The sequence below is a fragment of the Thalassoroseus pseudoceratinae genome, from assembly GCF_011634775.1.
In the GTDB taxonomy this organism is placed as follows: domain Bacteria; phylum Planctomycetota; class Planctomycetia; order Planctomycetales; family Planctomycetaceae; genus Thalassoroseus; species Thalassoroseus pseudoceratinae.
In genome coordinates, this window is the sequence record NZ_JAALXT010000002.1 from 1154961 (window position 1) to 1176837 (window position 21877).

Here is a 21877-nt window from a genome sequence, read left to right on the forward strand (position 1 = left end):
AGGTGGATTACGGCCAATTGAAAAAAAATTGCGAATCTGTTTCGCATTGGCGATGGGCAAGGTAGATTCTTTAGCGAATCGAATGGGTTGGCCAGTTTGACGTTGGCTGGATCGAAAACGCGGGCGGGTTGAAACAATCAGAGGAGACGGTGCGAAATGGCACGGCGACGTGACTACGACGATGATTACGATGATGAAGAGGAAGAAATTGAGTATGTCCTCTTCCAAGGGGCGATGAACGACGCTCCCGTCGATTTGGAGGAAAACCGTCGCCTCACGCACGCCGGTCTGATACCCGCCAAAGAATTGGTGACCGATGCACTGATGCGTCGTGCCAATCGCGTGCGAATCGAACCGAAAGGTCCGCGAGCCCAGGTGATTCTGTACATCGATGGCGTGGCGTTCCCTGGCGGACGGTTGCCCAAACAACAAGCCAACGCCATCACCCAGATGGTAAAATTGCTGGCCGGTTTGGATATCAATGTCCGCAACAAGAAGCAGAAGGGCGGCGTGAAAGCGGAACTTGAGGAAGTCAAGTACGAACTGCTCGTCACATCCGAACCGGTGCAAGGTGGAGCCGAACGCCTGACGATTGGTGTTCGGAATGTCAAAGAAGATTCCGATGCCCCAAGAGACTTGGGCATCAGCAATGAAATGCGGGACAAGATCCGCGAAAAGTCCGCGAACCGGCGTGGCTTGATCGTCGTTTGTGGACCGCCTGGCGGCGGGATCACGACTACGACGGTCGGTGTGGCCCGCTCTGTCGATTCATTTATTTACTCAGTCTTCACGATCGCGGATATGGAAGGCCGCGACATCACGAATATCACTCCGCAGACGTATCGTGAGGATGACGACCTCGATACGCTGACAACTCGCCTGGAACGAATTGACTGCGATGTTCTGTTTCTCGGTCCAATCGAAAACGCGGCCGGGGCGAAAGACATCGTCAATCAGGCGGAAAAATTCGCGTTGATTTCCGAAATGCCCGCCAAGGACGCCGCTCACGGATTGTGTCAGCTCATTGCATGGCTCGAGAATCCCGAGTTGGTCAACGAGAAAATCGATCTGATCATCTCACCGAAGTTGATCCGCAAACTCTGCGACAAATGCCGACAGGCGTACCGACCGCATCCGAAGTTGCTCGCGAAACTTGGTCTTCCGCCGGAAACAAAGCGTCTTTATCGCGCTCCCGAACCGCCGCACGAAGAGGACGAAGACTTCGACGAATACGAACCGTGTCCAAAATGCGGTGGCTTGGGATTCTACGGGCAAACTGGGTTGTTCGAGATGATCGAAATCAACGATCAAATGAAGCAACTGATCTCGAAGAAGCCTTCTCCGGAACATGTGCGAGCCGCCGCCAAGAAACTGGGCATGCAGAACATTCAAGCGGAAGGTCTGCGGTTGGTCGCCGAAGGCGTCACATCGCTCGACGAACTTCAGAGAATCTTCAAGAGCCGATAGTCACGCAGCGGACGAACCGAATCGCGTTTACCACGTTGCCAGTTCGCGTAGAAGTTCGTCTGTGACTTTCGTCGTCTTGGGCAATTGCTTGATCCGGTCGAGAACACTGGAAACAGTGTTCTCGTCATGGGCAACACCGAGCCGCTCCAATTCGTGGGCGACGGCGGTGCGTCCACTGTGTCGACCAAGAACGAGCCGAACACCGTCGGCTCCGACTTTCTCCGGGCGGAATGGCAAGTATGTGTCGGGGTGCTTGAGAATGCCGTCCTGATGAATCCCGGCTTCTGTGGCGAAGACATTCCCACCGGCGATGGGTTTATGTGGCGGTAGCGGAATGCCCGTGAGTTCCGCGACCAGCTCGCAGAGCGGAACCAGTTGTTCCGTCTTGATTCCCATGCTGCAACCGAATTCAGGCTCGTTCATGGCCAAGGCCATCGCGACTTCTTCGAGAGCCGCATTCCCCGCCCGTTCGCCGATGCCGTTGACCGTACATTGCACAACATTCGCACCGACTTCGATGCCCGCCAGCGTGTTCGCGACGGCCAATCCGAGATCATTGTGGAAATGCACCGCAAGTAGAACCTGGTCAAAATTCGGCACATCATCCCGAATCTGACTGAGCGTCTCGCGAACTTTTTGAGGCGTCATGACGCCGACGGTATCTGGGAATCCGACCGTTGTCGCACCGGCATCGATTGCTTCTTTATAGAGCTCACAAAGAAATTCTGGTTCGGTCCGGCTGGCGTCCTCGGGAGCGAACGAGACAATCAGAAACTTCTCTGCCGCATAGGCGACGGCATCGGTCACTAACTGAATGATCTCAGTTTTCGACTTGTTCAACTTCTGTTCTCGATGCAGCGGACTGCTGCCACAGAACAAGCTCACGCCACGTTTGTGGGCTGGATTACCGTCGAGAACTTCCGCCGCTGCGTCGATGTCCTCGGGGATTGTCCGGCACAACGCCGTCAGCACGGGACCGCGGACGACGCCGACCATCTTGCGAATCGCTTCCCGATCCGCTTCGCTCGACGCAGGAAAACCGGCATCGAGTGAGTGCACTCCCGCCTTCTCCAATGCCAGAGCGATTTGGAGCTTTTCGTCTGGATCGAGCGTGGCTCCGGGCATTTGCTCGCCATCACGGAGCGTCGTATCGCTGAAGAGAATCTTGCTGGACCGACGGTGATGCTTGATCACCGTGTGCGTCGCGACTTCTGCAAGTCTCCAAATCGGCCGCTTCCACCAACTCCGTCGTTTCGTCACTCGAAACCCTGTCTGTGACTATGATGGCGATCAAAGGGAATATGTGCCACAGCACTATGAGCCGTACTGAGCAACGTACCCGGTGTGTATCCGGCTCACAGAGCCGTGACACACCGGGTCGGTTTGCATCGCTGACCGAATGGACCTATTGCAGCAACAATTTCGGCACTTCGTTCTTGAGCTGATCGACACCGATGTTTCGGCTGACGACTTCGCCTTGCTTGTCGACGAGGAACATCGTCGGGAGCGAAATGATGCCGTAATCCTTGGCCAAGCGACTTTCCAATCCACCCGCTTCAAAAATTTGCGGCCATTGCATGTTGTTCGCTTTGACGAACGGTGCAACTGGAGCGGCGGTGGCATCGAGATTCACCCCGATCACCTCGAAGCCTCGTTGATGGTACTGTTGATAGAGACTCTGAATTTGCGGCAAATCTTCTTCAGCCAGTTTCGCCCATGTGGACCAGAAAATCACCAAGACCGGCTTGCCCTGATAGTTGGAGATATCGACCGTTCCACCGGCCAAACCTTTGCCGCTCAGTTCCAGTCGTTTGCCTTCCAGGTTCAACCGTCGCAATGCTCCGGCTGAACGCTGACCGGGATCGGTCTTCGAGTGCTGACTCGCCGTCCGTTGGTACCACTGCTTGGCCGCTTCGATATCGCCAGCGAACTCATTCGAGACGGCCAATTGCAACATCGCTTCCGCAGTTTCTTCGGCTTGCGGGTACCGTTTGGCGAAGTTCTGCAGTTGCTCCAGCCACCACTTCTGCACGTCGCTTCGCTGCTCTTCGTTGGTGATCGCTGATTGCAAATCCATCGCGTATCGAGAGAGCAACGTGCGATACCCGACGTAGGCCATCAATTCATCGGATGCATTCTGCTTTTGAAGACCACTGTTGATCTTTTGCAGTCGCTCCAGACCTTCCTTGAATTGCCCCGTTTGCACGGCTGCCGCCAAACCATCCACGAGCTGTCGTTGCCATTGCTCACGCTCTTGCGGGGAGTCGGCGGCTTCGACGAGTTGGTCCAGCACATCCGCCCGACGGCGATTGTAATCGGCAACCGCTTTAGCTCCTTCCGTCGGAGCAGGAGCTTGGGAATCGATCTCTTGCAACTTCACGAGCAGTTCTCGTGTGCGTTCGTTGTAGCCGTCAATCGGTGCTCCCCCACCCGGGATGACCGACGACGGTTGCATCAACACGCCTCCTGCTGCGACTTGGGCAGAGTCACCTTCGATCGGTTCCGGAACCTGCGTGAGCTTCCAGACATTCCCAACACGGACCATCTCACCGATTTGCACCAGTCCTGCGCGATCGCCAGCTTCAACGATCCCCATGGCGTTCTCATAGACAACCAAATCTTCATTGGCTTTGTCTTCGTCGGCGGGAATCAAACCGGGATTGGCACTGTCAAACCGCATCCACTGAGTTTGCGGCGAGATCAGTTGACTCCGCGATCGAATTTTTTGCAGAGTTTCTGCCGGTTTGGCGACGAGCTTGAGAATCTCGTCCGCCAGTTTTTTCTGCACGCCCAGACGCTGCAGTTCGCTTGGCGTGATCAGCACGCTTTGCAAGCGAGTGGCGTCACCATCGATGAGGGCCGTGACGGCGATTCGGGCCGCTTCCTCGGCAGAGAGGATTTTCCACTCATCGATTTGGCCGTCTTCGTTGGTGTCCAGCCCCCACCGTGTGCCGGCGGTATTGAGCCAACGGGACTGATCGACTTTGTTGTTATTGTTGGCGTCGATATCGCGATAGACTTCCAAACCCTGATGGAAGTATTGCCATTGATCGACCACGTTATCGCCGTCGGTATCCATGAACCGCCGGAGCACCTGGCCTTGCGGACCGTAAACCACCCAGCCGGAGCGTTTGCCTTTCCGCTCCACTTTCACACGGCAATCCGCAACATCGTCGCCGGTTGGCGTATCGATCTCGATGTCTTTCTGAGTCGGCTTGAACGACAACGCCAACTTCGCGGACGGCGGTTCGGCCGCGGAGGCCATCGTCATCGTGGACACTGCCAATGCCAACGCACCGGCTGTGCGGACACGCCAAGAGCGCGGAAAGAAACTGCGGTCGAATTGCATGCTTGAAAACTCCGTTCGCTTGGCTCCGTCGAGAATTCCTCGACCAAGCCGCTCCGTAAAACGATCCCTACACGGAAGTGACTCACTGCACTCATCAAACGTTTCGTCCAGCGAATGGCCCGTTCACAACATTTTCCGACAATGTATTATACCGAATCCCCATTCCCGCGGTCACGAGGAGTTTTCTACGGATTCTGCGGGGCACTTACCACTCAGCTTGACCGCGTTTGTAGCGGTACGGTTCATGACCGACTGCGTGGTAGTACTCCAAAATCGATTCTCGTTCGTGCTCGTTAAACAGCCTCATCGACTCATCGGTGGCATCGTGCCCATACCAAACCTGGCTGCCGGGGATGCGGTTCTCCAACCAACGCGCGATCGTCACGATGTACTCGATGTCGCCACGCTCATAACCTTTGCCGTAGTAGGTTTTCATGATTCCCACGTCGAGCCACCATCCTGGATTGAGGTCGGCGAGGTATTCGATTTCGTCAAAGGGGAGAACACGTAATGGCCCTTGCATCTCGAAATCGTTTGGCTCGAACTCAGAAAGAAGATCACATCGCCAGTGATTGATCTCACCGAGATCCTTTCTTGAATGAACTCGAACCAACAAGATTGCATCCATCGCCATCGAATTTCACCCGATCTACAATTTAGCTTGCCGGATCATCAAACCCCGCATCCAGGAAACCTTTCGCTCGCAGTTGGCAACTATCGCAATGTCCGCAAGGGGCGCCGGTTTCGTCGGGGTCATAACAACTGTGCGTGAGACCGTAATCGACGCCGAGAGCGATGCCGCGGCGGATGATTTCCGCTTTCGTCAGGTCGATTAGCGGGGTGTGGATGTCGAACTTCGCGTGGCCTTCGACGCCGGCTTTCGTGGCGAGGTTGGCGAGATCTTCGAAGGCGGCGATGAACTCCGGGCGGCAATCGGGATAACCGCTATAATCCACCGCGTTGACGCCGATGAACAAATCCGTCGCTCCCAGCGTCTCGGCCCATCCGAGTGCGAGGGAGAGAAAAACGGTGTTGCGAGCCGGAACGTAGGTGATCGGAATGCCATCGGCCATCGCGTCGTCGGTGCGGTCTTTCGGCACATCGATATCCGCCGTGAGTGCCGACCCGCCGAACGCCCGCAAATCGAGTTCCAACGTCACATGCCGTTCGACGCCCAACGCCTCACACACCCGCTGAGCCGCTTCTAACTCAAACCGATGACGTTGACCGTAATCGAAGCTCAACGCGTAACAGCGAAAACCTGCATCCTTCGCCATTGCTAAAACCGTCGCGGAATCCAAACCGCCACTCACCAACACAACTGCTTTTTTTTCGTCGGACATCATGGTCTCGAATCAAGTACGCTTCGGCGAAGAAAATCGGGGGAATTCATACTTCCCGACAGTCGCCGAATTCGTGAGAATGCAACTCAACGTGTACCTTATCCAGCTGACCTGGGTCAATTGATACGGAAATAACAACCAGCATGGAACCAGTCGATCTCAGTGATTATGCGTGGGATGTTCGCATTCGACCGATGACGATTGATGATTTCGACGAACTCATCGCAATGCAGGCCCGCTGTTTTCCAGATATGTCGCTCTGGAAGCGGGACCAGATCGAAAGTCAGTTGAGCATTTTTCCCGAAGGTCAGTTGGTCATCGAAATTGATGGCAAGTTGGCCGCGTCGGCTTCGAGTTTGATCGTCAACTACGAACCGAACCTGGCGTGGCACGATTGGAAGAAGATCGCCGACGGTGGTTATATCCGCAACCACGAGCCCGACGGAGACACGCTGTACGGCATCGAAATCATGGTGGATCCCGAGTACCGCGGGATGAAACTGTCTCGGCGATTGTACGACGCTCGTAAGGAATTATGCGTCAAGAAAAATTTGGATCGGTTCATTGTCGCTGGCCGAATCCCAGGCTACAGCAAGTACGCGGATCGGATGAGTGCTCGTGAGTATGTCGAACGCGTGATGAACAAGGAATTGCACGATCCGGTCTTGACCGCGCAGCAGGCAAACCAGTTCGCTGTTCAAGGACTGATCCCCAATTACTTCCCGGATGACGCTGCATCGCTCGGTTACGCCACGTTTCTCGAATGGCGAAACCTCGACCGCACGCCACCGGAGGGGCGACGTCGGCATCGGGCGGTTCATTCCGTCCGGTTGGCGGCGGTACAGTATCACATGCGAGCGATCAAGGGATTCGACGACTTCGCACAGCAGTGTGAATACTTCGTCGATGCCGCCTCAGATTACCACTGCGATTTCGCCGTCTTCCCGGAACTGTTCACGACGCAACTGCTCTCGTGTGTGAAAGCGACACGTCCCGGTTTGGCGGCTCGGCAACTCGCAGACTTCACGCCGCGTTACCTGGAATTCTTTACCGAGTGTGCGGTGAAGTACAACGTGAATCTGATTGGCGGATCTCAGTTCGTCATCGAAGACGAACAACTCTATAACGTGGCTTTCTTTTTTGGTCGGGATGGCTCGATCGAGAAGCAATACAAACTGCACATCACGCCCAGTGAACGCAAGTGGTGGGGAGTGACGCCGGGTGACCGCGTGAACGTGTTCGACACAGATTGCGGTCGCGTGGCGATGCTCGTTTGTTACGACATCGAATTCCCGGAACTCGTGCGAATCGCGGCATCCAAGGGGGCACAGATCATCTTCGTGCCGTTCAATACAGATACCGTGAAGGGGTATCTCCGCGTGCGACTCTGTGCCCAAGCGCGGTGTATCGAAAACCACGTTTATGTCGTCATTGCTGGTTGCACGGGCAATCTGCCGTTCGTGGAAAACGCCGATATTCACTATGCACAGTCCGGCATTTTCACGCCCGCCGATGTCGGTTTTCCACGTGACGGCGTCGGAGCCGAGTGCAATCCGAATGTCGAGACCTTCGTGATGGATGACGTGGATCTCGAAGTGCTTCGACGACACAAAACGTCAGGCAGCGTTCAAAATTGGAACGACCGCCTGACGAGTCTGTACCGTGTTGTCTACAACGAAGACGGGGAGCAACACGAAGTTTAGATACGGAATGGCGAATGCAAGTGCCCACCACCGTCGGGTCATTTTTTCGCATCCGCCCGTTCGCTATACCTCTTTAGTAGCCCCAGCCGAGCCAACGTCTCGCACCGTATCCGCCGTAGGTCGAGAAGTATGGCGGAAGCGTGTTGTACGCGCCCGGATAACCAATCCCCCAAGGACGGTAGAACGGTCCGCCTGCACCCAGCACAGTGTATCCATCACGGAACAATCCGCCGCCGTAATATCCCGTGCTGTAGAACGGTCGGAATTGCGGCCGATAGTTCAACGGCGTGGCTGATCGCGATGCATGCGACAATCGCACAGGCCGTTTCACGTTCACTTGTGGTCGCAATTGCCCGAACAAAATTTCCATCGCGGCTTCGTGTCGATAAGACGGATTCGCTTCGTACTCGCTTCGGACGAAGGGAATGGCTTGGTAAATCCGTTTGTAGTCATGCGGATTGATGTGCGAGGGTAACGACGCCACCGACTCCGAAATTACAACGGTCGGCGAAGCGGGTGCCGGTTCGATCACCGGGCTTGTTTCGTCCTCGCTCGCTGTTTGTTCGGAAGTCGCGGCGATGGCTTCTTTCACATCCTCCGCGATCGCCGGGGACTTGGTCGTTGAGACCCATTGTAGTTGGTTGTCGATACCAGGCAGACTCGCGGCTTCCTCCGGTGCGGGTGCGGTCTCGGCTGGCTTCACCGGTCGATTGCCGGAGACAACTTGGAACACACGCGGGACAATCAGCACTTTCCATGGTTCGCCATTCTGATCACGAACATGCTCGATGCGTGCTTGAGAATGGGCGGGAAGTTCCTCGGAACATGCGGGTCCGCAGACTTCGCCGCCAAATGTGTTGGCAGTGAAACCACCGGCTAACAACAAACACGCCCAGCCGAGAAATCGGTCACGATGGAGTTGAAACATGGTCGGCACCTTACGGGTCCTCAAGGGGCGGAAAGTCGGCTTAGTCGTCACGACTTTCCTAACGCGAAAACTTGCAGTCAAATCCACCGTAGTTACCCAGAACCCCCAGAGTCAATTTGCAAGTTCTTCAAATTCGAGCTATGGGCATTCTGCCGCCGCAGAACCCGAATCGTTCGCGTATCCCGCAAAGTTTTCCTAGTTTTCCTCACAGGAATAATCCGGCCAATCGTTAATTTCCCAGAACCTTTCGCAACCAAGAGAAACACTTCGATTCCGTCTCATGAGCGACGACTCCGTGAACCGAAAGAGTCGGCAGGATCTGTCTACTTCACGTCGACCGAAGGAGTCGGACCTTCGTTGCAGTGAGGAAACCTTCCGCATATGTCCACAATTTCCGCCGGAATCGGTCTCATTAGTGGGATTGATACAAGTGCCATCATCGAAGCGCTTGTCGCTGCGCAGAGCGGAAGCGTCAATCTGATCGAAGCTCGTGTCGCGGGCTATCAGGAAACCGCGAGTGCGTTGAACGCCTTGGAAGCCAGTGTGCTTTCGTTGAGTTTGTCCGGCACTCGGTTGAAGTCCGAGAGCACGTTCAACTCCCTGACAACGAACAACTCGGACACGAGCCAACTAACTGTCAAAACCGATCGGGATACGGTTTCGCCAGGTTCGTATGGCTTTCGGACCGTTCGCACAGCGTCGGCTCATCAGATGCTCAGCGGTGGATTTTCCAGTGCCGATCAGAAGGTCGACGCCGGCACACTCGTGATCGGAACGGGTGGATCACTGACACCGCCGGCCACTCTGGACCTGCTCAATGATGGCGAGGGAATCACGCCGGGGATCATCAAACTCACGGATCGAAGTGGTTCCAGTGCGGAAATCGATCTAAGCACCGCTACGAACGTCGACGATGTGTTGTCGGCAATCAATTCGGAATCGAGCATCGGGATCACTGCCAGCGTTGAGGATGGACGATTCGTTCTCACCGACACATCCGGCGGTGGCGGCACGTTGGAAGTTTCCAATGTGGGACTGACGCAAACGGCACAGGAACTTGGTCTGGATGTGTCTGCCAGCGGAGACACACTCACCGGCAGCGAAGTCTTCACCGTCTTCGAGGGCATGACGCTTGACTATATCAACGACGGAAACGGCTTGAGACTCAGCGACGGTGGCGACGACCTGCGAATCACGCTGACCGACGACACGACTCTCGACATCAATCTCGATGACGCGACAACCATCGGTGACGTGATTTCGTCGATCAACGATCACGAGGAGAACGAAGGTCGGGTTTCCGCCACGTTGGTCGATGGCCGAATTCAACTCGAAGACCTCACCGCTGGTGGCGGCAGTAGTTCGTTGGAAGTGGAGAATCTGAGTTCATCGAAGGTTGTGCGGCAACTCGGTCTGGACGTCACCGCGAGTGGTTCGACTCTGACCGGCAACCGACTCACGGCGGGACCGGGTTCCGTTTTGTTGCGAAATCTCAATGGTGGGAACGGCGTCACTGCGGGAACCATTCAACTCACCGACCGCACTGGCACGACTGCCGATATCGATCTCAGTTCCGCTGAATCTCTCGATGAAGTTATCGCAGCGATCAACGGTGCCAAGAGCACTGGCGATGTGGATTTGCAAATCGTCGCCGAGATTGATGCCACCGGTACCGGCATCACCATTACCGATACGTCCGGCGCGGCCACGTCGAATTTGATCATCTCCGACCTGACTGGAAGCCTCGCTTCCGACTTGAACATCGCCGCCGATACCGACCAGACCACCATTGAATCGGATGCGTTAAACTTACGGTCGGTGAATGAAGCAACTTCGCTGTCGACCTACGCACCAGATGGAAAATCGGTGGGTCTTGGTTCGATCTTGATCACCGATTCCACGGGCAAGGAAGCGATTGTCAGCATCAATTCCACGGTGAAGACCATCGGCGACGTGATCGATCGCATCAACTCCGCTAGCGGAGTGTCCGTGACCGCTCGGCTCAACGATACTGGTGATGGATTCGTCATCGAGGACGACGCGGGCGGTGAGGGAACACTGACCATCGAACAGTCGGGGGACGGGACGACGGTTGAAGATCTGCGATTGACCGGCGAGGCCTCCGACGACGGTTCCGGGAACCAAACGATCACAAGCCGAGAGGCGGTTGTCATCGAATTGACGGGCGAAGAAACCGTCTCCGAATTGGTCGAGCAGCTCAACACATTTTCGGGAACGGTGTCCGCAAGTTTGATCAACGACGGCTCGCCGTTTAACCCGGTTCGTCTGGAAATTCGATCGGCTTCGACTGGCAGCGGGTCTCAATTGTTGGTCGATACCAGTGGCATCGACTTGGGTTTTCAAACAACAGCGGTTGGTCGGGATGCATTGTTGGCCGTCACATCGGGAGCCGGTCAGGAATTCCTGGTGACTTCCGAGACGAATACCTTCGATGATGTCGTGACCGGTCTCGACGTCACTGCTGTGGCGGCTTCGGAGACCAGCGCCACAATTACGATTGCACGAGACACCGCACGTTCGTCCGAAGCGATTCAGAATTTTGTCGACACGTACAACAATCTCGTCACGATTCTCGGCGAGCTGACCAAGTTCGAACCGTCCACGAATTCACGGGGCGTGCTCCAGGGCAACTCGTTTGCCTTGCGATTGGAGCAACGACTGACCGGTCTCTTGAACGATCGGTTTAACACCGACGGAGGGATTCGGCAACTTAACGACATCGGCGTTCGGGTTAGCACTGGTGGGAAACTCTCGTTCGATACGGACGAATTTCAAGCCGCCGTGACCGACGATCCTGAAGGTGTCGCCGACTTTTTCTTGCGAGATGAAACCGGATTCGGCGCGCAGGCAGAAGCGGCAATTCAGTCTCTGACCGACCCGATTGACGGGGCCTTCAAAACCGCCACCGATGCCGTCCAAGCTAACATCGACGCGGCGAATGAACGTATTGCCGACCTGAACGAAATTCTCGACGTCCGGCGAAATCGGTTGCTAATCCAATTTACCAATATGGAATCAATTATCGGAACGCTGAACAATCAGCAACAGGCACTCGCCGCATTCCAACCCGTTCCGAATCAACAATCATCGAGCTAAGTCATAAATCATTTGTGGTCCAGGTGACGGGCAGGTTGTTCTCGATTTTACAAACTTCCGACTCACCCATGCACCGTCACCCGATTTGCTAGCGTTCTAACCATTCACCCTTCGTTTTCGTGTTCTTCACATTTGCGAGAAATTGATGACCAGCCAGTCTGCCCAATATTTATCGACCGAAGTGCTCACGGCGTCTCCGTACCGGTTGCATCAGATGGTGGTCGATGCCGCATTACGGTTTGCGTATCAAGCGGAAGCCGCGATTGCCGAACCGGATCGCGAAGTCGTTTCGATGGCGTGCACACGGAGTCGTGAATTTGTCGCGGAATTGATCAGCGGATTGCGTGAGGACAGTGCACCGGAATTGGTGTCGTCTTTGAAGGCTTTGTTCGTCTTTGTCTATCGGAACTTGGCGGAGGCGGAGCGGGATTGCGACGCCGAGAAACTCCAAGCAGCGATTCGCGTGTTGACCGAACACCGCCAAACTTGGCAAGAACTCGGCAACATGATCAACGGCCCCACGACTCCGACCGACGCCAATGTGCGACTGAATCGCAGTGCATAAGCACCGACAATATTGCATCGACAATTTCAAAAAGCCGCCGGGAATTCTCGGTGGCTTTTTTCGTGTCATGGTTCGAGAGATGCGATCTCGCGATTTGTGCATCGGCTGAAAAGTCTGGCGAACGGTCTGCATTTCCGCCCCAGAATTATTTGAAGTATAAGTCCCCGGCACGTGGCAACTCGTCCAAACTTCCGAGCCCGAATAGTTGAAGAAACCGAGCGGTCGTTTCGTAGTTGACGTTTTTCTTGTCGTCGGGATCGCGTTTGAGTTGAATTAGTTCCCGCCGCAGCAGTTGACTGAGAACGGCGTTCGGGCGACTGCCGAAATGCTTTTCAACTTCTTCCTTGCTGATCGGTTGGTGATACGCAATCAGGGAAAGCATCTCAAGGGCCTCTTGCGAGAGGCGGATTTCTTTCGGACCGTATCCGTAGACCTTGTGCCGAATGGGCTCATATTCGTGGCGGAGTTTCATGATCCAACCACCTTCAACCAACGAAATCTCGTACGGTCGCCGTTCACGGTCGTACTGTACGTTCAGTTCGTGTAACGCGTGCTCCACGTAGTCACGATCGAACCCGTCCCCCAAAACTCCGACGAGTTTTTTTGATGTCAACGGTTCTCCACCAACGAACAACGCCGATTCCAAAATTTGGTGGGCTTGCAAGCGAGGACCGATGGGAATGACCTCGGGGGCGTCCTCGGTTTCCTCGACCGATTCTTCGGGAGCCGACTCCGGTTCCTCGTCGCTGGCGTCCGGTTTTTCGGGAGCTTGGAAACCAGGGAAGTCGTTGAGCGATCCGACTTCGTCGTCGTCACCATCGTAACCAGATTCCAAGCCTGGCAATTCCGCTTCGATGTTGTCGATGGTTTCGACCGCTCGAAGATAGGCTTCGTCGAGTTCATCGGTGGCCGAATCGTCGCTGATCGCGTCTTCGGCGGCCGGTTCTTCAATCTCGAGATCGTCGAGTTCCGTTCGATTTGGTTCTTCCATTGCGAAGTCCTTTTCGCAGATCGAGGACCATGCTCAAAGGGCATGAACCCATGCGACTTGACGGAAATCAAATCGCGGTCGAGCGGCATGATTCTGGTTGTCTTCGTCGAGCAGCGGGGAATGGTAGTTTGGGAACTCCCGTTTGACATAGTCCACACATTTCCGACAACGTCGAAAATGTGTCATCATTTGCTGGTGAGCTTGCTCGTCAAGTTCCCCATTGACGAACTGACCGGAGAGATTATGAACGTCTCGACATGTCAACCGGGGGGCGGAATCGAACCGAAACCACCAACCCGCAACACCGATCAGAAGCACCAATCCAGCCGCGACTCCGGCGGACTGTAACCAAATTTGCTTTTGATGTCGACGTCGCAAATTGTGGACCAGTTGGCCCACTTCACCACGCGGACAGTCGCTCCATTCGCTCATGATAGTCTGTTCAATTGTGCGTTGTTGCGTCGGTTGTACTGATTCGTCGAAAGGCTAAGAAAGGATAGTTCAAGAATAGTCTCAGAGAGGATGCGTGTCTGTAAAACAGATTACACTTTCCGTAGCTAACCGGACTGAGCACGAACTTGGCGATAAAGACGGGTTCCCACTTCATCGGTTGGCATAATTTTCGGCGTGTCGGCACCGATCGAACTGGCCAAGCGTTGGAGGTCACGGAGGATGATCCGCCGTCGTTCGATTTTGACCAACCCTTCGGTTTGAAGTTCGCCAAGCAACATCGTCACGGATTCCCGGGTAGTGCCGATGATGTTCGCCAACTCCTGATGAGAAAGCCGAATGGTCAACCGCACGCCGTCCGCACTTGGCTGTCCGTATTTCTCGGCCAGTTCCAAAAGCAGATAGATCACGCGTTCGCGATTCGAACGAAACAGGAGCGACTTCAATCTCCGTTCGACTCGCCGACGCTGCAGACCCATCAATTTTGTCACACCAAGCGTCACGGTTGGATGGTCTTGCATGAGTTGATGAACCAACTCACTGGGAATGAGAACCGCCGTCGATTTTTCCATCGTCTCGGCGAATTCTTCTCGGGGGCCGTTTCCAAAGACCGCGAGTTCCCCGAACAGTTCACCAGGATCAATCAACCCGATCACCGCTTCTTTGCCGTCGGCTGTCAGATGGTAAATTTTCACCCGGCCGCTTGTCAGCAGGACGATCGAATCGCTGGAATCGGAGGGAAGGTAGACCACTTCGCCCCGTTGAAATTCCCGAGCACGGGAACGCAATTCGACCTGTTCGATTTGTTCCTGCGTGAGCCGGCGGAACAAATCACAGTTCTTGAGGAACCAAAACTTCTCATCCATAAACGTGTCCCTGCGATTCGGTCACGCCGATCGGGAGTGCGGATATCAACCGCAGCTTAACTGACGCATCGCGTCTCGACAAGTATTCGGAACTGGACGAATGTGTGGCAGTTGTTGCCATCAGTGTGGGATCGATCGGTCATGGCTTCGTTCGGAATTTTGAAGTCGGATGACATTTGGCGGTGCTCGAACGACCGGGACACTTAGTCCGATTTTTCCGAAACCCATCTGGTGTTGCCGGGGTTTCATGCACAACGCGTTCAAGCATTTGGACTCCCATCGCCTCCGTTCGAGATTTTCTGGAAAGTCGAATCGATGTGTCACCTGCGTAAAAGACGTTGTCGTTGTGGTCGCTTGTTTACTGCATGGTTGCTCGGGATCTCGATGGTAATGCCAGCCGTGATCAAGGCCGGTGAACCGAATTCGCCCGATCCGCTGGAGACCGCGGTGGAAGTTGATCGCTTGTTGAATACAGAATTCGAACGACATGGAATCGAAGTCGCACCACTCGTGAGCGACGAAGATTTTCTCAGACGCGTGTCGTTCGACTTGGCCGGTCAACTGCCGACCTCTCGTGAGGTCACGCTATTTGGACTCAATCCAGATATTCATAAGAGAACCCAAGTGGTCGATCGGCTGTTGGAGTCCAGTGAATACTCCGAGAATTGGGCCCGATACTGGCGGGATGTAGTCTTCAGTCGCGCGACCAATCAGCGGGCGATTATCGGCCGCGGTAGCTTCACGGATTGGATGGAAGCCGAGTTGGCACAGAACACGCCCTGGGATGAGATTGCCCGTGAGATTATTACCGCGACTGGCGATGTCCGCGAGAACGGTGCCACCGGGTTAATCTTCGCTCAAGAAGCAACTGCGGAAGAAGTGGCCTCGGAAGTGTCACGGATTTTCCTGGGCATTCAAATTCAATGTGCCAACTGCCACGACCATCCAACCGACTCTTGGACCCGCGAACAGTTTCACGAGTTGGCGGCGTTTTTCCCACGGATCTCGCTGCGTCCGAAACGCGATGGCGACCGAGTGGTGTCTTACGAGGTGGTGGGGGTGACGCCGCAGAGCGATCGTCGTCGAGCATTTTTCCAGGAGAATCCGGAGCGAGCTTTTCGGTTTCTCGACCGGAATCGCGATGGCAAATTGCAGAAGTCGGAGGTGAGTCGTTCCCCGTTGGGACGGAATTTCGACCGCTTGCTGAGCTTGGTCGACACCGACAAAGACAAGGCGATCAACTTGGAGGAACTCAAGAGTTTCAATCCGCCGATGATGCCCGGTCGTGGATCGGCCGAACATTTCATGCCCAATTTGGAAGACCCAGTCGCTCAAGGTGAGAAAATCGACCCGGTCTTTTTCGTGAATACCGAGGCCGTGCGACCGGGGGCGACCGATGAAATCCGTCGTGAATCGCTAGCCGATTCGCTCACCAAATCGGAGAAAAACCCGTGGTTGGCCCGCGCGATTGTGAACCGGACTTGGTCCGAGTTGCTTGGCGAAGGGTTCTATATGCCGATCGACGACATCGGTCCTGAACGATCCGCGACGCATCCGGAAGCACTCGAAGTTCTGGCGAACGGCTTCGTCGCCAGCGGTCACGATCTGCATTGGCTGTTCAAAACTATCACCGCGACGGATGCATATGCACGTCAAATTCGTCCTGAAACTCCGGCAAATTCGGCAGTTCCATTCGCCTCAGGACGAGCAACCCGATTGCGTTCCGACCAACTTTTCACCGCAGTATTGCAAGCCGTGAATGCGTCGGAACCCGAAGGTAACACTCCGCGTGGCGGTGGCGGACTGTATCGGCGTGCCCAAACTCCTCGGGACGGTTTCAACGAACTGTTTAGCTTCGATCCATCAACACCGCAGGCCGACATGACCGGCGACGTTCCGCAGGCTCTCTACCTGATGAATTCGCCGCAAGTCAATCGGGCGATCCGGGCGACGGCGGACACGCAACTTGGCCGCCTGTTGAATCGGTTCGACGACGATGAAGACGCTTTGGCGGAACTGTATTTGATGGTGTTGGCTCGCGAACCGTCAGCGAAGGAACTGCGAATTTGCCAGGACTACATCGCGGACGTCAACAATCGCTCGGAAGCCTATGAGGACCTGCTATGGAGTTTGCTGAACTCTAGCGAATTCCTCACGCGGCGGTAACAAGCGGCCATTGTCTCGCACAAAAATCTCATTGGAAACACAGACTTTCAAACGGGAAACTAAACCATGATGACACAACTGCACGAACAGGTTTTGCGAAATCGAAAGACGAATTTCAGTCGGCGGCGTTTCTTGCACACGGTTTCCGCAACGGCGGTCGCAGGTGGTGTGTTGAATCTTCGGGATTGGATGAGTTTGCAAGCCGCCGAATTGCAACGACAGAATCGCTCGATGATTCTGCTTTGGATGGCCGGCGGGCCGAGTCAGTTCGAGACCTTCGATCCCAAACCCGGCACCGAAAACGGTGGCCCGACGCAATCGATTCAGACGGCGACCAACGGAATCGAGATTGCCGAAGGTTGGGAACAAACCGCGAAAATGATGGACGACATCGCCTTGATCCGGTCCATGACCAATCGTGAAGGCAGCCATCCGCGTGCGAGTTATCAACTTCACACCGGCTACGTGCCTTCGGGGAGTGTGAAGCATCCGAGTTTGTCGGCGAATATTGCTCATCAAATCGCGGACCCTGATCTCGATCTTCCCGCCGTTGTCACGGTGGGCGGTGGACGCAACATCGGCGGCGCGGGCGCGGGTTTTCTTGGCGTGCAATATGAACCGTTCGTCATCCCGCAACCGGGGCGACTGCCAGACAACGTGGCCTTGCCCGTGAACCGGAATCGGTTCGATCGTCGTCGTGGTTTGCTTGATCAACTCGAAGGCGAATTCGCAAACCGAGGCGGTGCCGACGTGGTCAAAAAGCATCGCAAGATCTATGACAAGACCGCCCAACTCGTGGTCAGCGATCAGACCAAGGCATTCGACTTGTCCTCCGAACCGGAGTCACTTCGTCAAAAATACGGTGAGACGCCATTCGGTCAGGGGTGTTTGTTGGCCCGGCGATTGGTCGAATCCGGCGTGAGTTTCGTTGAAGTTGTTTCAGGCGGATGGGATACGCACCTCGACAACTTCGAACGAATTGGCGGTCTGGCCCAGCAAGTCGATCCCGCGTTCGCCACCCTGATCGCGGACCTCAAAGATCGCGGCCGTTTGGATTCCACACTCATCGTTTGGATGGGGGAATTCGGACGGACACCACGAGTCAACCCACGGACCGGTCGGGACCATTATCCCCGCGTGTTCAATGCGGCAATGGCAGGGGGCGGCGTACGTGGTGGGCAAGTGATTGGTTCGTCATCGGCCGACGGCTCCGCGGTCGAAGATCGTCCCGTCGAGGTGCCTGATTTGTTCTGTTCTATCTGTCATTCGTTGGAAATTGACCCACGGATTGAAAACATTAGTCCACTTGGACGACCGATGAAGATCGTCGATGGCGGCGAGACAATTTCCGAATTGTTTTAAGACTTTGTGTACTCGATGGATCCAACTAAGTTTATCCCGCCGACTCTATCGGCGGGATTTTTTTATGGAAGCGGAAAGCTATCGACGAATCATTTGACAAGTCAACGCTTATCGGTCAGGATATGTGTCCGCACTCAATCGAGTTCTAAATTAGACTTTGCCGAATTCCTCATTGCGCATTTTTCTTGCGCACTCCCATTTCTCAGTTCTATTGAAAAGGACGGTTTCCAAAATGAGCACGTCTCGACGTGGGTTTACGCTCATTGAGCTTCTTGTCGTCATTGCGATTATCGCAATTTTGATTGCACTTTTGCTTCCTGCGGTCCAACAGGCCCGTGAAGCCGCTCGCCGAACCGAGTGCAAAAACAATCTGAAAAACATTGGTTTGGCATTGCACAACTACCACGACACCAACGGCGCCTTCCCAGCGGGCAACGTCACGAATTGGACAGGTAGCCAGCACTACGGTTTCGGCTGGACTTGGCATGCCAAAATTCTGCCGTTCTTGGAACAGGATAACCTCTATGATGCTGTGTCCAATGTTTCTGGTACCGACAATGGCGGAAGCGGCGACACGGAACAGCGGCTCGCGGGGCGAGATACCAAGTTGACTGTCTTCCAATGCCCATCACATCCAGATGGGAACCTGAGCTACTCGGGTCAGGGGGGATACCAAATCAGCACGTATAATGGTGTCTGCGGTTCCAACACATTCAACGACGATCATGCCGATGGGCAAAATGACGCCGCCTATCGGGGCGATGGAATGTTCTTCTTGAACAGTGCCGTGGGAATGCGAGACGTAACCGACGGAACCACCAACACGTATTTCGTCGCTGAAGTGCAAACGAAGTTGTCTGACAGCATGCCGGGTGGCGATCGCAAGTACTGTTTCTCCGATGGCGGCGATAACAATCCCCCACGCGATATCTCCGAGTACTTGGTCGGAATGGAGATCGACGCGACTTGGGGTGACCCGATCAACAAAGGAGATCAGGAAGCCGCCGGAAGTTACCACCCAGGTGGTTGTCACTTCTTGATGGTGGATGGCTCGACGCGTTTCGTTTCGGAAAGCATCGTCCTCACCAACTACCGGGCGCACAGCACACGAAGTGGTGGCGAGGTCATCTCGAACTAACGTTTTGACTGATATCCGGTGAAATAACGAAACCGGCCCCGAGAGTTAACGCTCTCAGGGCCGGTTTTCTTTTTGTGTGATTGTCGAGAAGTGATTCGGTAGCAGGCTGCGATAGGTGACAACTTCCTGCGGTGAGTCGCTTTCGATGTCTGTCGATCGTCAGCGATATTGACCGACCGCTCGGTACACCTACACAAGCTTCATACTAAAGCGTCGGTACTGTGCCGTCGGATTTCAGGGGAATGTCGACCGTTTGCGAGCCGGATTTGACTTCGATCTTCAATTCCGATTCCGTGTTGTAGCTGGCTGGCAGCTTTTCGTATTGCTTTGGTGTTTCGCCGTCTTGGGCTTCTGGCTGGATTCGCGTGACACGAATCGTGTGCTCGCCGACTTCCGCACCGTCCCGCTCGGCATCGTAGACCAGAAGGTATGACCCGTCTTCGCTGGTGTAGCCGGTCGATGTCGTCCCACCACTCGTGGGCACGAATGCAACTTCTGCGTCGGAAAGCGGCTCGCCGTCGAGTGTGACTTTGCCGGTCACCTCGCCGACTTCGGCTCCGCCAAATGCTCCACACCCCACACTCAGGGTGAGAATTCCACACGTGAATGCTTTCCAAACGAATCCACGGAACGCCATGGTTCAATTACTCCTGTTGAATTGTTGAGTCTTGTTTTTTGCCACACGCTGAGTGTTTAGTTCGGTTTGGCCAGCGTGTTTACCTTTCAGTCACTTTTTTGTGTCCGTCACTGTCGTGGTCTCCGCCGTCAGGTTTGACTTTGGACGGAAGTAATCCAGGGTCTGCTTGGCGACCATTTTTCGCGGAGCAAAACGCACGAGCAGCGAGCGGATGTAGTTCATCTTGCCGGGGATTGCGTAGAGCCGTCGTTTTTCCATCGCACGTAGCGCTTTGCGAACGACCGCATCGGGAGTTTGCGAGGAGTGCTTCTTCAGCCAATTGGGCACGCCGGCCACATCGAAGAAATTCGTTTTGGTGACGCCGGGGCACAATGCCATCACTGTCACGCCTCGATCACGGACCTCGGCCCAGATCGATTCGCTGAAGTGCAACACGTACGCCTTGCTGGCCGCGTAAGCTCCCATCCATGCCACCGGCTGAAACGCTGCGACCGAGGAGACATTCACAATCGCCCCGTGCCCCCGTCCTAACATTTGAGGCAGGAACCGATAGGTCAACTCGGTCAAAGCTTGGATATTGACGTCGACCAGTTGCCGGATAGTCGCCGGATCGGTTCGCTCGACTTCACCGACCGACGCAAAACCGGCGTTGTTGATCAGCAGTTCGATTTCAATTTGACGCTTCTGAATCTCCGCCGCTAGCTCTTCGATCTGATCGGCTTGGGATAAGTCGCATGGAATCACCACGGATCGTGTTCCGTGTTGCGTGTCGAGTTCGGCGGCAAGTTCCTCCATGGCCTCTTGACGCCGAGCGACCAAGACCAAGTGCATGCCACGCGCCGCCAATCGCCGCGCGAACGCCGCTCCGATTCCGGAGGACGCACCGGTCACCAAGGCCCACCGATCCGCATATGTGTCCAGCAAGCTGGAACTCCTTGCTTGTCCATCAATTGCAATCACTTCCAAACCACATCCTACCACGCAGGCGATCCCCACGGAACCGACAGAGCCAGCGGGAGTCCACATCCCGGCTGGATACGCGAATCCCTGAGGATTTGGTAGAGTTAGAGTGGTTGGGGTCGCAATTGAGAAAGGAGGCCGACATGCATCAGCCACTCAGTCGTGAGGATGTTCGAGCCGTCGATCGGCGTGCCATCGAGGAATACGGAATGCCCGGTGTGGCTCTAATGGAGAATGCCGGACGCAACACGGCCGAATGGCTGTGGGAGTCGGAACTGGTTGATCGTCCATTACGTGAGAACGTCATCGTTTGTGCTGGCAAAGGAAACAACGGCGGTGATGGGTTCGTGATTGCTCGGCATCTGGAGAACCGAGGAGTTGCCGTCCGTGTGTTACTGTTTGCGAGCCTCGATGACATCCAAGGTGATGCCGCTATCAACCTGAAGATTCTTCAGCATGCTGGCACACCGTTGGCTGTTTGGGGCGGTGACGTGGATGAAGGGAAACTGCGGGAGCAACTATCCTCTGCCACCTGGATCGTGGATGCTCTGCTGGGCAACGGTGTGCAGGGAGAAATCCGTGAACCGTTCGGCACGGTCATTCGTTCAATCAACGAAGCGAAGGCGTCTGTATTGGCGGTCGATCTCCCTTCGGGGTTGGACTGCGATACCGGCGAACCGCTCGGTGAATGCATTCGAGCCAATCGCACTGCGACGTTCGTCGCTCCGAAACTGGGTTTCTCGCAGCCATCGGCCAAACCGTTTCTGGGCGAAGTTCGTGTGATTGACATCGGGGCACCGAAAGCCGCCCTGCCCAATTGAACTTCTGATTCCGC

The 21877-nt window shown here is 55.1% G+C and carries 18 protein-coding genes; 8 read left to right on the top strand and 10 right to left on the bottom strand.

What is annotated here, in order from left to right:
• The first annotated feature begins 156 nt into the window (after positions 1 to 156).
• Positions 157 to 1467, top strand: a complete 1311-nt coding sequence (locus tag G6R38_RS09975; protein WP_166823712.1) for an ATPase, T2SS/T4P/T4SS family — start codon at positions 157 to 159, stop codon at positions 1465 to 1467.
• A gap of 27 nt (positions 1468 to 1494) precedes the next feature.
• On the opposite strand, the gene G6R38_RS09980 is transcribed toward G6R38_RS09975, so the two are convergent.
• The 4 genes from G6R38_RS09980 to queC form a co-directional block, all read right to left on the bottom strand.
• A complete protein-coding gene (locus G6R38_RS09980) occupies positions 1495 to 2727 on the bottom strand; it encodes a 2-isopropylmalate synthase (protein ID WP_240928139.1) in 1233 nt (410 codons plus the stop codon).
• A 145-nt stretch (positions 2728 to 2872) separates the two neighbouring features.
• Complete coding sequence (locus G6R38_RS09985) at positions 2873 to 4816, bottom strand: redoxin domain-containing protein (protein ID WP_166823715.1); 1944 nt, start codon at positions 4814 to 4816, stop codon at positions 2873 to 2875.
• 205 nt (positions 4817 to 5021) lie between these two features.
• Complete coding sequence (locus G6R38_RS09990; protein ID WP_166823719.1) at positions 5022 to 5339, bottom strand: hypothetical protein; 318 nt, start codon at positions 5337 to 5339, stop codon at positions 5022 to 5024.
• A 133-nt stretch (positions 5340 to 5472) separates the two neighbouring features.
• A complete protein-coding gene (gene queC, locus G6R38_RS09995) occupies positions 5473 to 6162 on the bottom strand; it encodes a 7-cyano-7-deazaguanine synthase QueC (RefSeq protein WP_166823723.1) in 690 nt (229 codons plus the stop codon).
• A gap of 140 nt (positions 6163 to 6302) precedes the next feature.
• On the opposite strand from queC, the gene G6R38_RS10000 reads away from it, so the two are divergent.
• The gene (locus G6R38_RS10000; protein WP_166823727.1) at positions 6303 to 7862 is read left to right on the top strand and encodes a bifunctional GNAT family N-acetyltransferase/carbon-nitrogen hydrolase family protein; all 1560 of its coding nucleotides are present in this window, start codon (positions 6303 to 6305) and stop codon (positions 7860 to 7862) included.
• Between the two features lie 73 nt (positions 7863 to 7935).
• Here the strand turns inward: G6R38_RS10000 and G6R38_RS10005 are convergent, their stop codons facing one another.
• Entirely contained in the window at positions 7936 to 8790 is an 855-nt protein-coding gene (locus G6R38_RS10005) for a hypothetical protein (protein WP_166823731.1), read from the bottom strand.
• Between the two features lie 381 nt (positions 8791 to 9171).
• Between G6R38_RS10005 and fliD the strand changes: the two genes are divergently transcribed.
• Both fliD and G6R38_RS10015 read left to right on the top strand, forming a co-directional pair.
• On the top strand, positions 9172 to 11907 hold the full coding sequence (fliD, locus tag G6R38_RS10010) for a flagellar filament capping protein FliD (protein WP_166823734.1): 2736 nt from the start codon (positions 9172 to 9174) through the stop codon (positions 11905 to 11907).
• Positions 11908 to 12052: 145 nt separating this feature from the next.
• On the top strand, positions 12053 to 12472 hold the full coding sequence (locus G6R38_RS10015) for a flagellar export chaperone FliS (protein ID WP_166823737.1): 420 nt from the start codon (positions 12053 to 12055) through the stop codon (positions 12470 to 12472).
• A gap of 145 nt (positions 12473 to 12617) precedes the next feature.
• Here G6R38_RS10015 and scpB read toward each other — a convergent pair whose 3' ends face one another.
• From scpB to G6R38_RS10030, 3 genes are all read right to left on the bottom strand, one after another.
• On the bottom strand, positions 12618 to 13463 hold the full coding sequence (scpB, locus tag G6R38_RS10020; RefSeq protein ID WP_166823740.1) for an SMC-Scp complex subunit ScpB: 846 nt from the start codon (positions 13461 to 13463) through the stop codon (positions 12618 to 12620).
• 33 nt (positions 13464 to 13496) lie between these two features.
• Positions 13497 to 13895, bottom strand: coding sequence for a hypothetical protein (locus G6R38_RS10025; RefSeq protein WP_166823743.1), 399 nt, complete (start codon positions 13893 to 13895; stop codon positions 13497 to 13499).
• 125 nt (positions 13896 to 14020) lie between these two features.
• Positions 14021 to 14779 carry a Crp/Fnr family transcriptional regulator gene (locus tag G6R38_RS10030; protein WP_166823746.1) on the bottom strand — a complete coding sequence of 253 codons (759 nt, stop codon included), beginning with the start codon at positions 14777 to 14779 and terminating at the stop codon, positions 14021 to 14023.
• Between the two features lie 390 nt (positions 14780 to 15169).
• Between G6R38_RS10030 and G6R38_RS10035 the strand changes: the two genes are divergently transcribed.
• The 3 genes from G6R38_RS10035 (at position 15170) to G6R38_RS10045 (ending at position 19445) form a co-directional block, all read left to right on the top strand.
• Complete coding sequence (locus tag G6R38_RS10035) at positions 15170 to 16945, top strand: DUF1549 domain-containing protein (RefSeq protein WP_166823749.1); 1776 nt, start codon at positions 15170 to 15172, stop codon at positions 16943 to 16945.
• 66 nt (positions 16946 to 17011) lie between these two features.
• On the top strand, positions 17012 to 18307 hold the full coding sequence (locus tag G6R38_RS10040) for a DUF1501 domain-containing protein (protein WP_240928140.1): 1296 nt from the start codon (positions 17012 to 17014) through the stop codon (positions 18305 to 18307).
• 232 nt (positions 18308 to 18539) lie between these two features.
• Positions 18540 to 19445, top strand: a complete 906-nt coding sequence (locus tag G6R38_RS10045; RefSeq protein WP_166823752.1) for a DUF1559 domain-containing protein — start codon at positions 18540 to 18542, stop codon at positions 19443 to 19445.
• A gap of 205 nt (positions 19446 to 19650) precedes the next feature.
• On the opposite strand, the gene G6R38_RS10050 is transcribed toward G6R38_RS10045, so the two are convergent.
• Both G6R38_RS10050 and G6R38_RS10055 read right to left on the bottom strand, forming a co-directional pair.
• Positions 19651 to 20082, bottom strand: coding sequence for a carboxypeptidase-like regulatory domain-containing protein (locus tag G6R38_RS10050; protein WP_166823755.1), 432 nt, complete (start codon positions 20080 to 20082; stop codon positions 19651 to 19653).
• A gap of 90 nt (positions 20083 to 20172) precedes the next feature.
• On the bottom strand, positions 20173 to 21006 hold the full coding sequence (locus tag G6R38_RS10055; protein WP_240928141.1) for an SDR family NAD(P)-dependent oxidoreductase: 834 nt from the start codon (positions 21004 to 21006) through the stop codon (positions 20173 to 20175).
• A 179-nt stretch (positions 21007 to 21185) separates the two neighbouring features.
• Between G6R38_RS10055 and G6R38_RS10060 the strand changes: the two genes are divergently transcribed.
• Entirely contained in the window at positions 21186 to 21863 is a 678-nt protein-coding gene (locus tag G6R38_RS10060; RefSeq protein WP_166823761.1) for an NAD(P)H-hydrate epimerase, read from the top strand.
• The last annotated feature ends 14 nt before the right edge of the window (positions 21864 to 21877 follow it).

Bases quoted from the DNA above. Each gene is read 5' to 3' on its own strand.
- G6R38_RS09975 (WP_166823712.1), top strand. From the start codon at position 157: ATGGCACGGCGACGTGACTACGACGATGATTACGATGATGAAGAGGAA.
- G6R38_RS09985 (WP_166823715.1), bottom strand. From the start codon at position 4,816: ATGCAATTCGACCGCAGTTTCTTTCCGCGCTCTTGGCGTGTCCGCACA.
- G6R38_RS09990 (WP_166823719.1), bottom strand. From the start codon at position 5,339: ATGCAAGGGCCATTACGTGTTCTCCCCTTTGACGAAATCGAATACCTC.
- queC (WP_166823723.1), bottom strand. From the start codon at position 6,162: ATGATGTCCGACGAAAAAAAAGCAGTTGTGTTGGTGAGTGGCGGTTTG.
- G6R38_RS10000 (WP_166823727.1), top strand. From the start codon at position 6,303: ATGGAACCAGTCGATCTCAGTGATTATGCGTGGGATGTTCGCATTCGA.
- G6R38_RS10005 (WP_166823731.1), bottom strand. From the start codon at position 8,790: ATGTTTCAACTCCATCGTGACCGATTTCTCGGCTGGGCGTGTTTGTTG.
- fliD (WP_166823734.1), top strand. From the start codon at position 9,172: ATGTCCACAATTTCCGCCGGAATCGGTCTCATTAGTGGGATTGATACA.
- G6R38_RS10015 (WP_166823737.1), top strand. From the start codon at position 12,053: ATGACCAGCCAGTCTGCCCAATATTTATCGACCGAAGTGCTCACGGCG.
- scpB (WP_166823740.1), bottom strand. From the start codon at position 13,463: ATGGAAGAACCAAATCGAACGGAACTCGACGATCTCGAGATTGAAGAA.
- G6R38_RS10025 (WP_166823743.1), bottom strand. From the start codon at position 13,895: ATGAGCGAATGGAGCGACTGTCCGCGTGGTGAAGTGGGCCAACTGGTC.
- G6R38_RS10030 (WP_166823746.1), bottom strand. From the start codon at position 14,779: ATGGATGAGAAGTTTTGGTTCCTCAAGAACTGTGATTTGTTCCGCCGG.
- G6R38_RS10035 (WP_166823749.1), top strand. From the start codon at position 15,170: ATGCCAGCCGTGATCAAGGCCGGTGAACCGAATTCGCCCGATCCGCTG.
- G6R38_RS10040 (WP_240928140.1), top strand. From the start codon at position 17,012: ATGATGACACAACTGCACGAACAGGTTTTGCGAAATCGAAAGACGAAT.
- G6R38_RS10045 (WP_166823752.1), top strand. From the start codon at position 18,540: ATGAGCACGTCTCGACGTGGGTTTACGCTCATTGAGCTTCTTGTCGTC.
- G6R38_RS10050 (WP_166823755.1), bottom strand. From the start codon at position 20,082: ATGGCGTTCCGTGGATTCGTTTGGAAAGCATTCACGTGTGGAATTCTC.
- G6R38_RS10060 (WP_166823761.1), top strand. From the start codon at position 21,186: ATGCATCAGCCACTCAGTCGTGAGGATGTTCGAGCCGTCGATCGGCGT.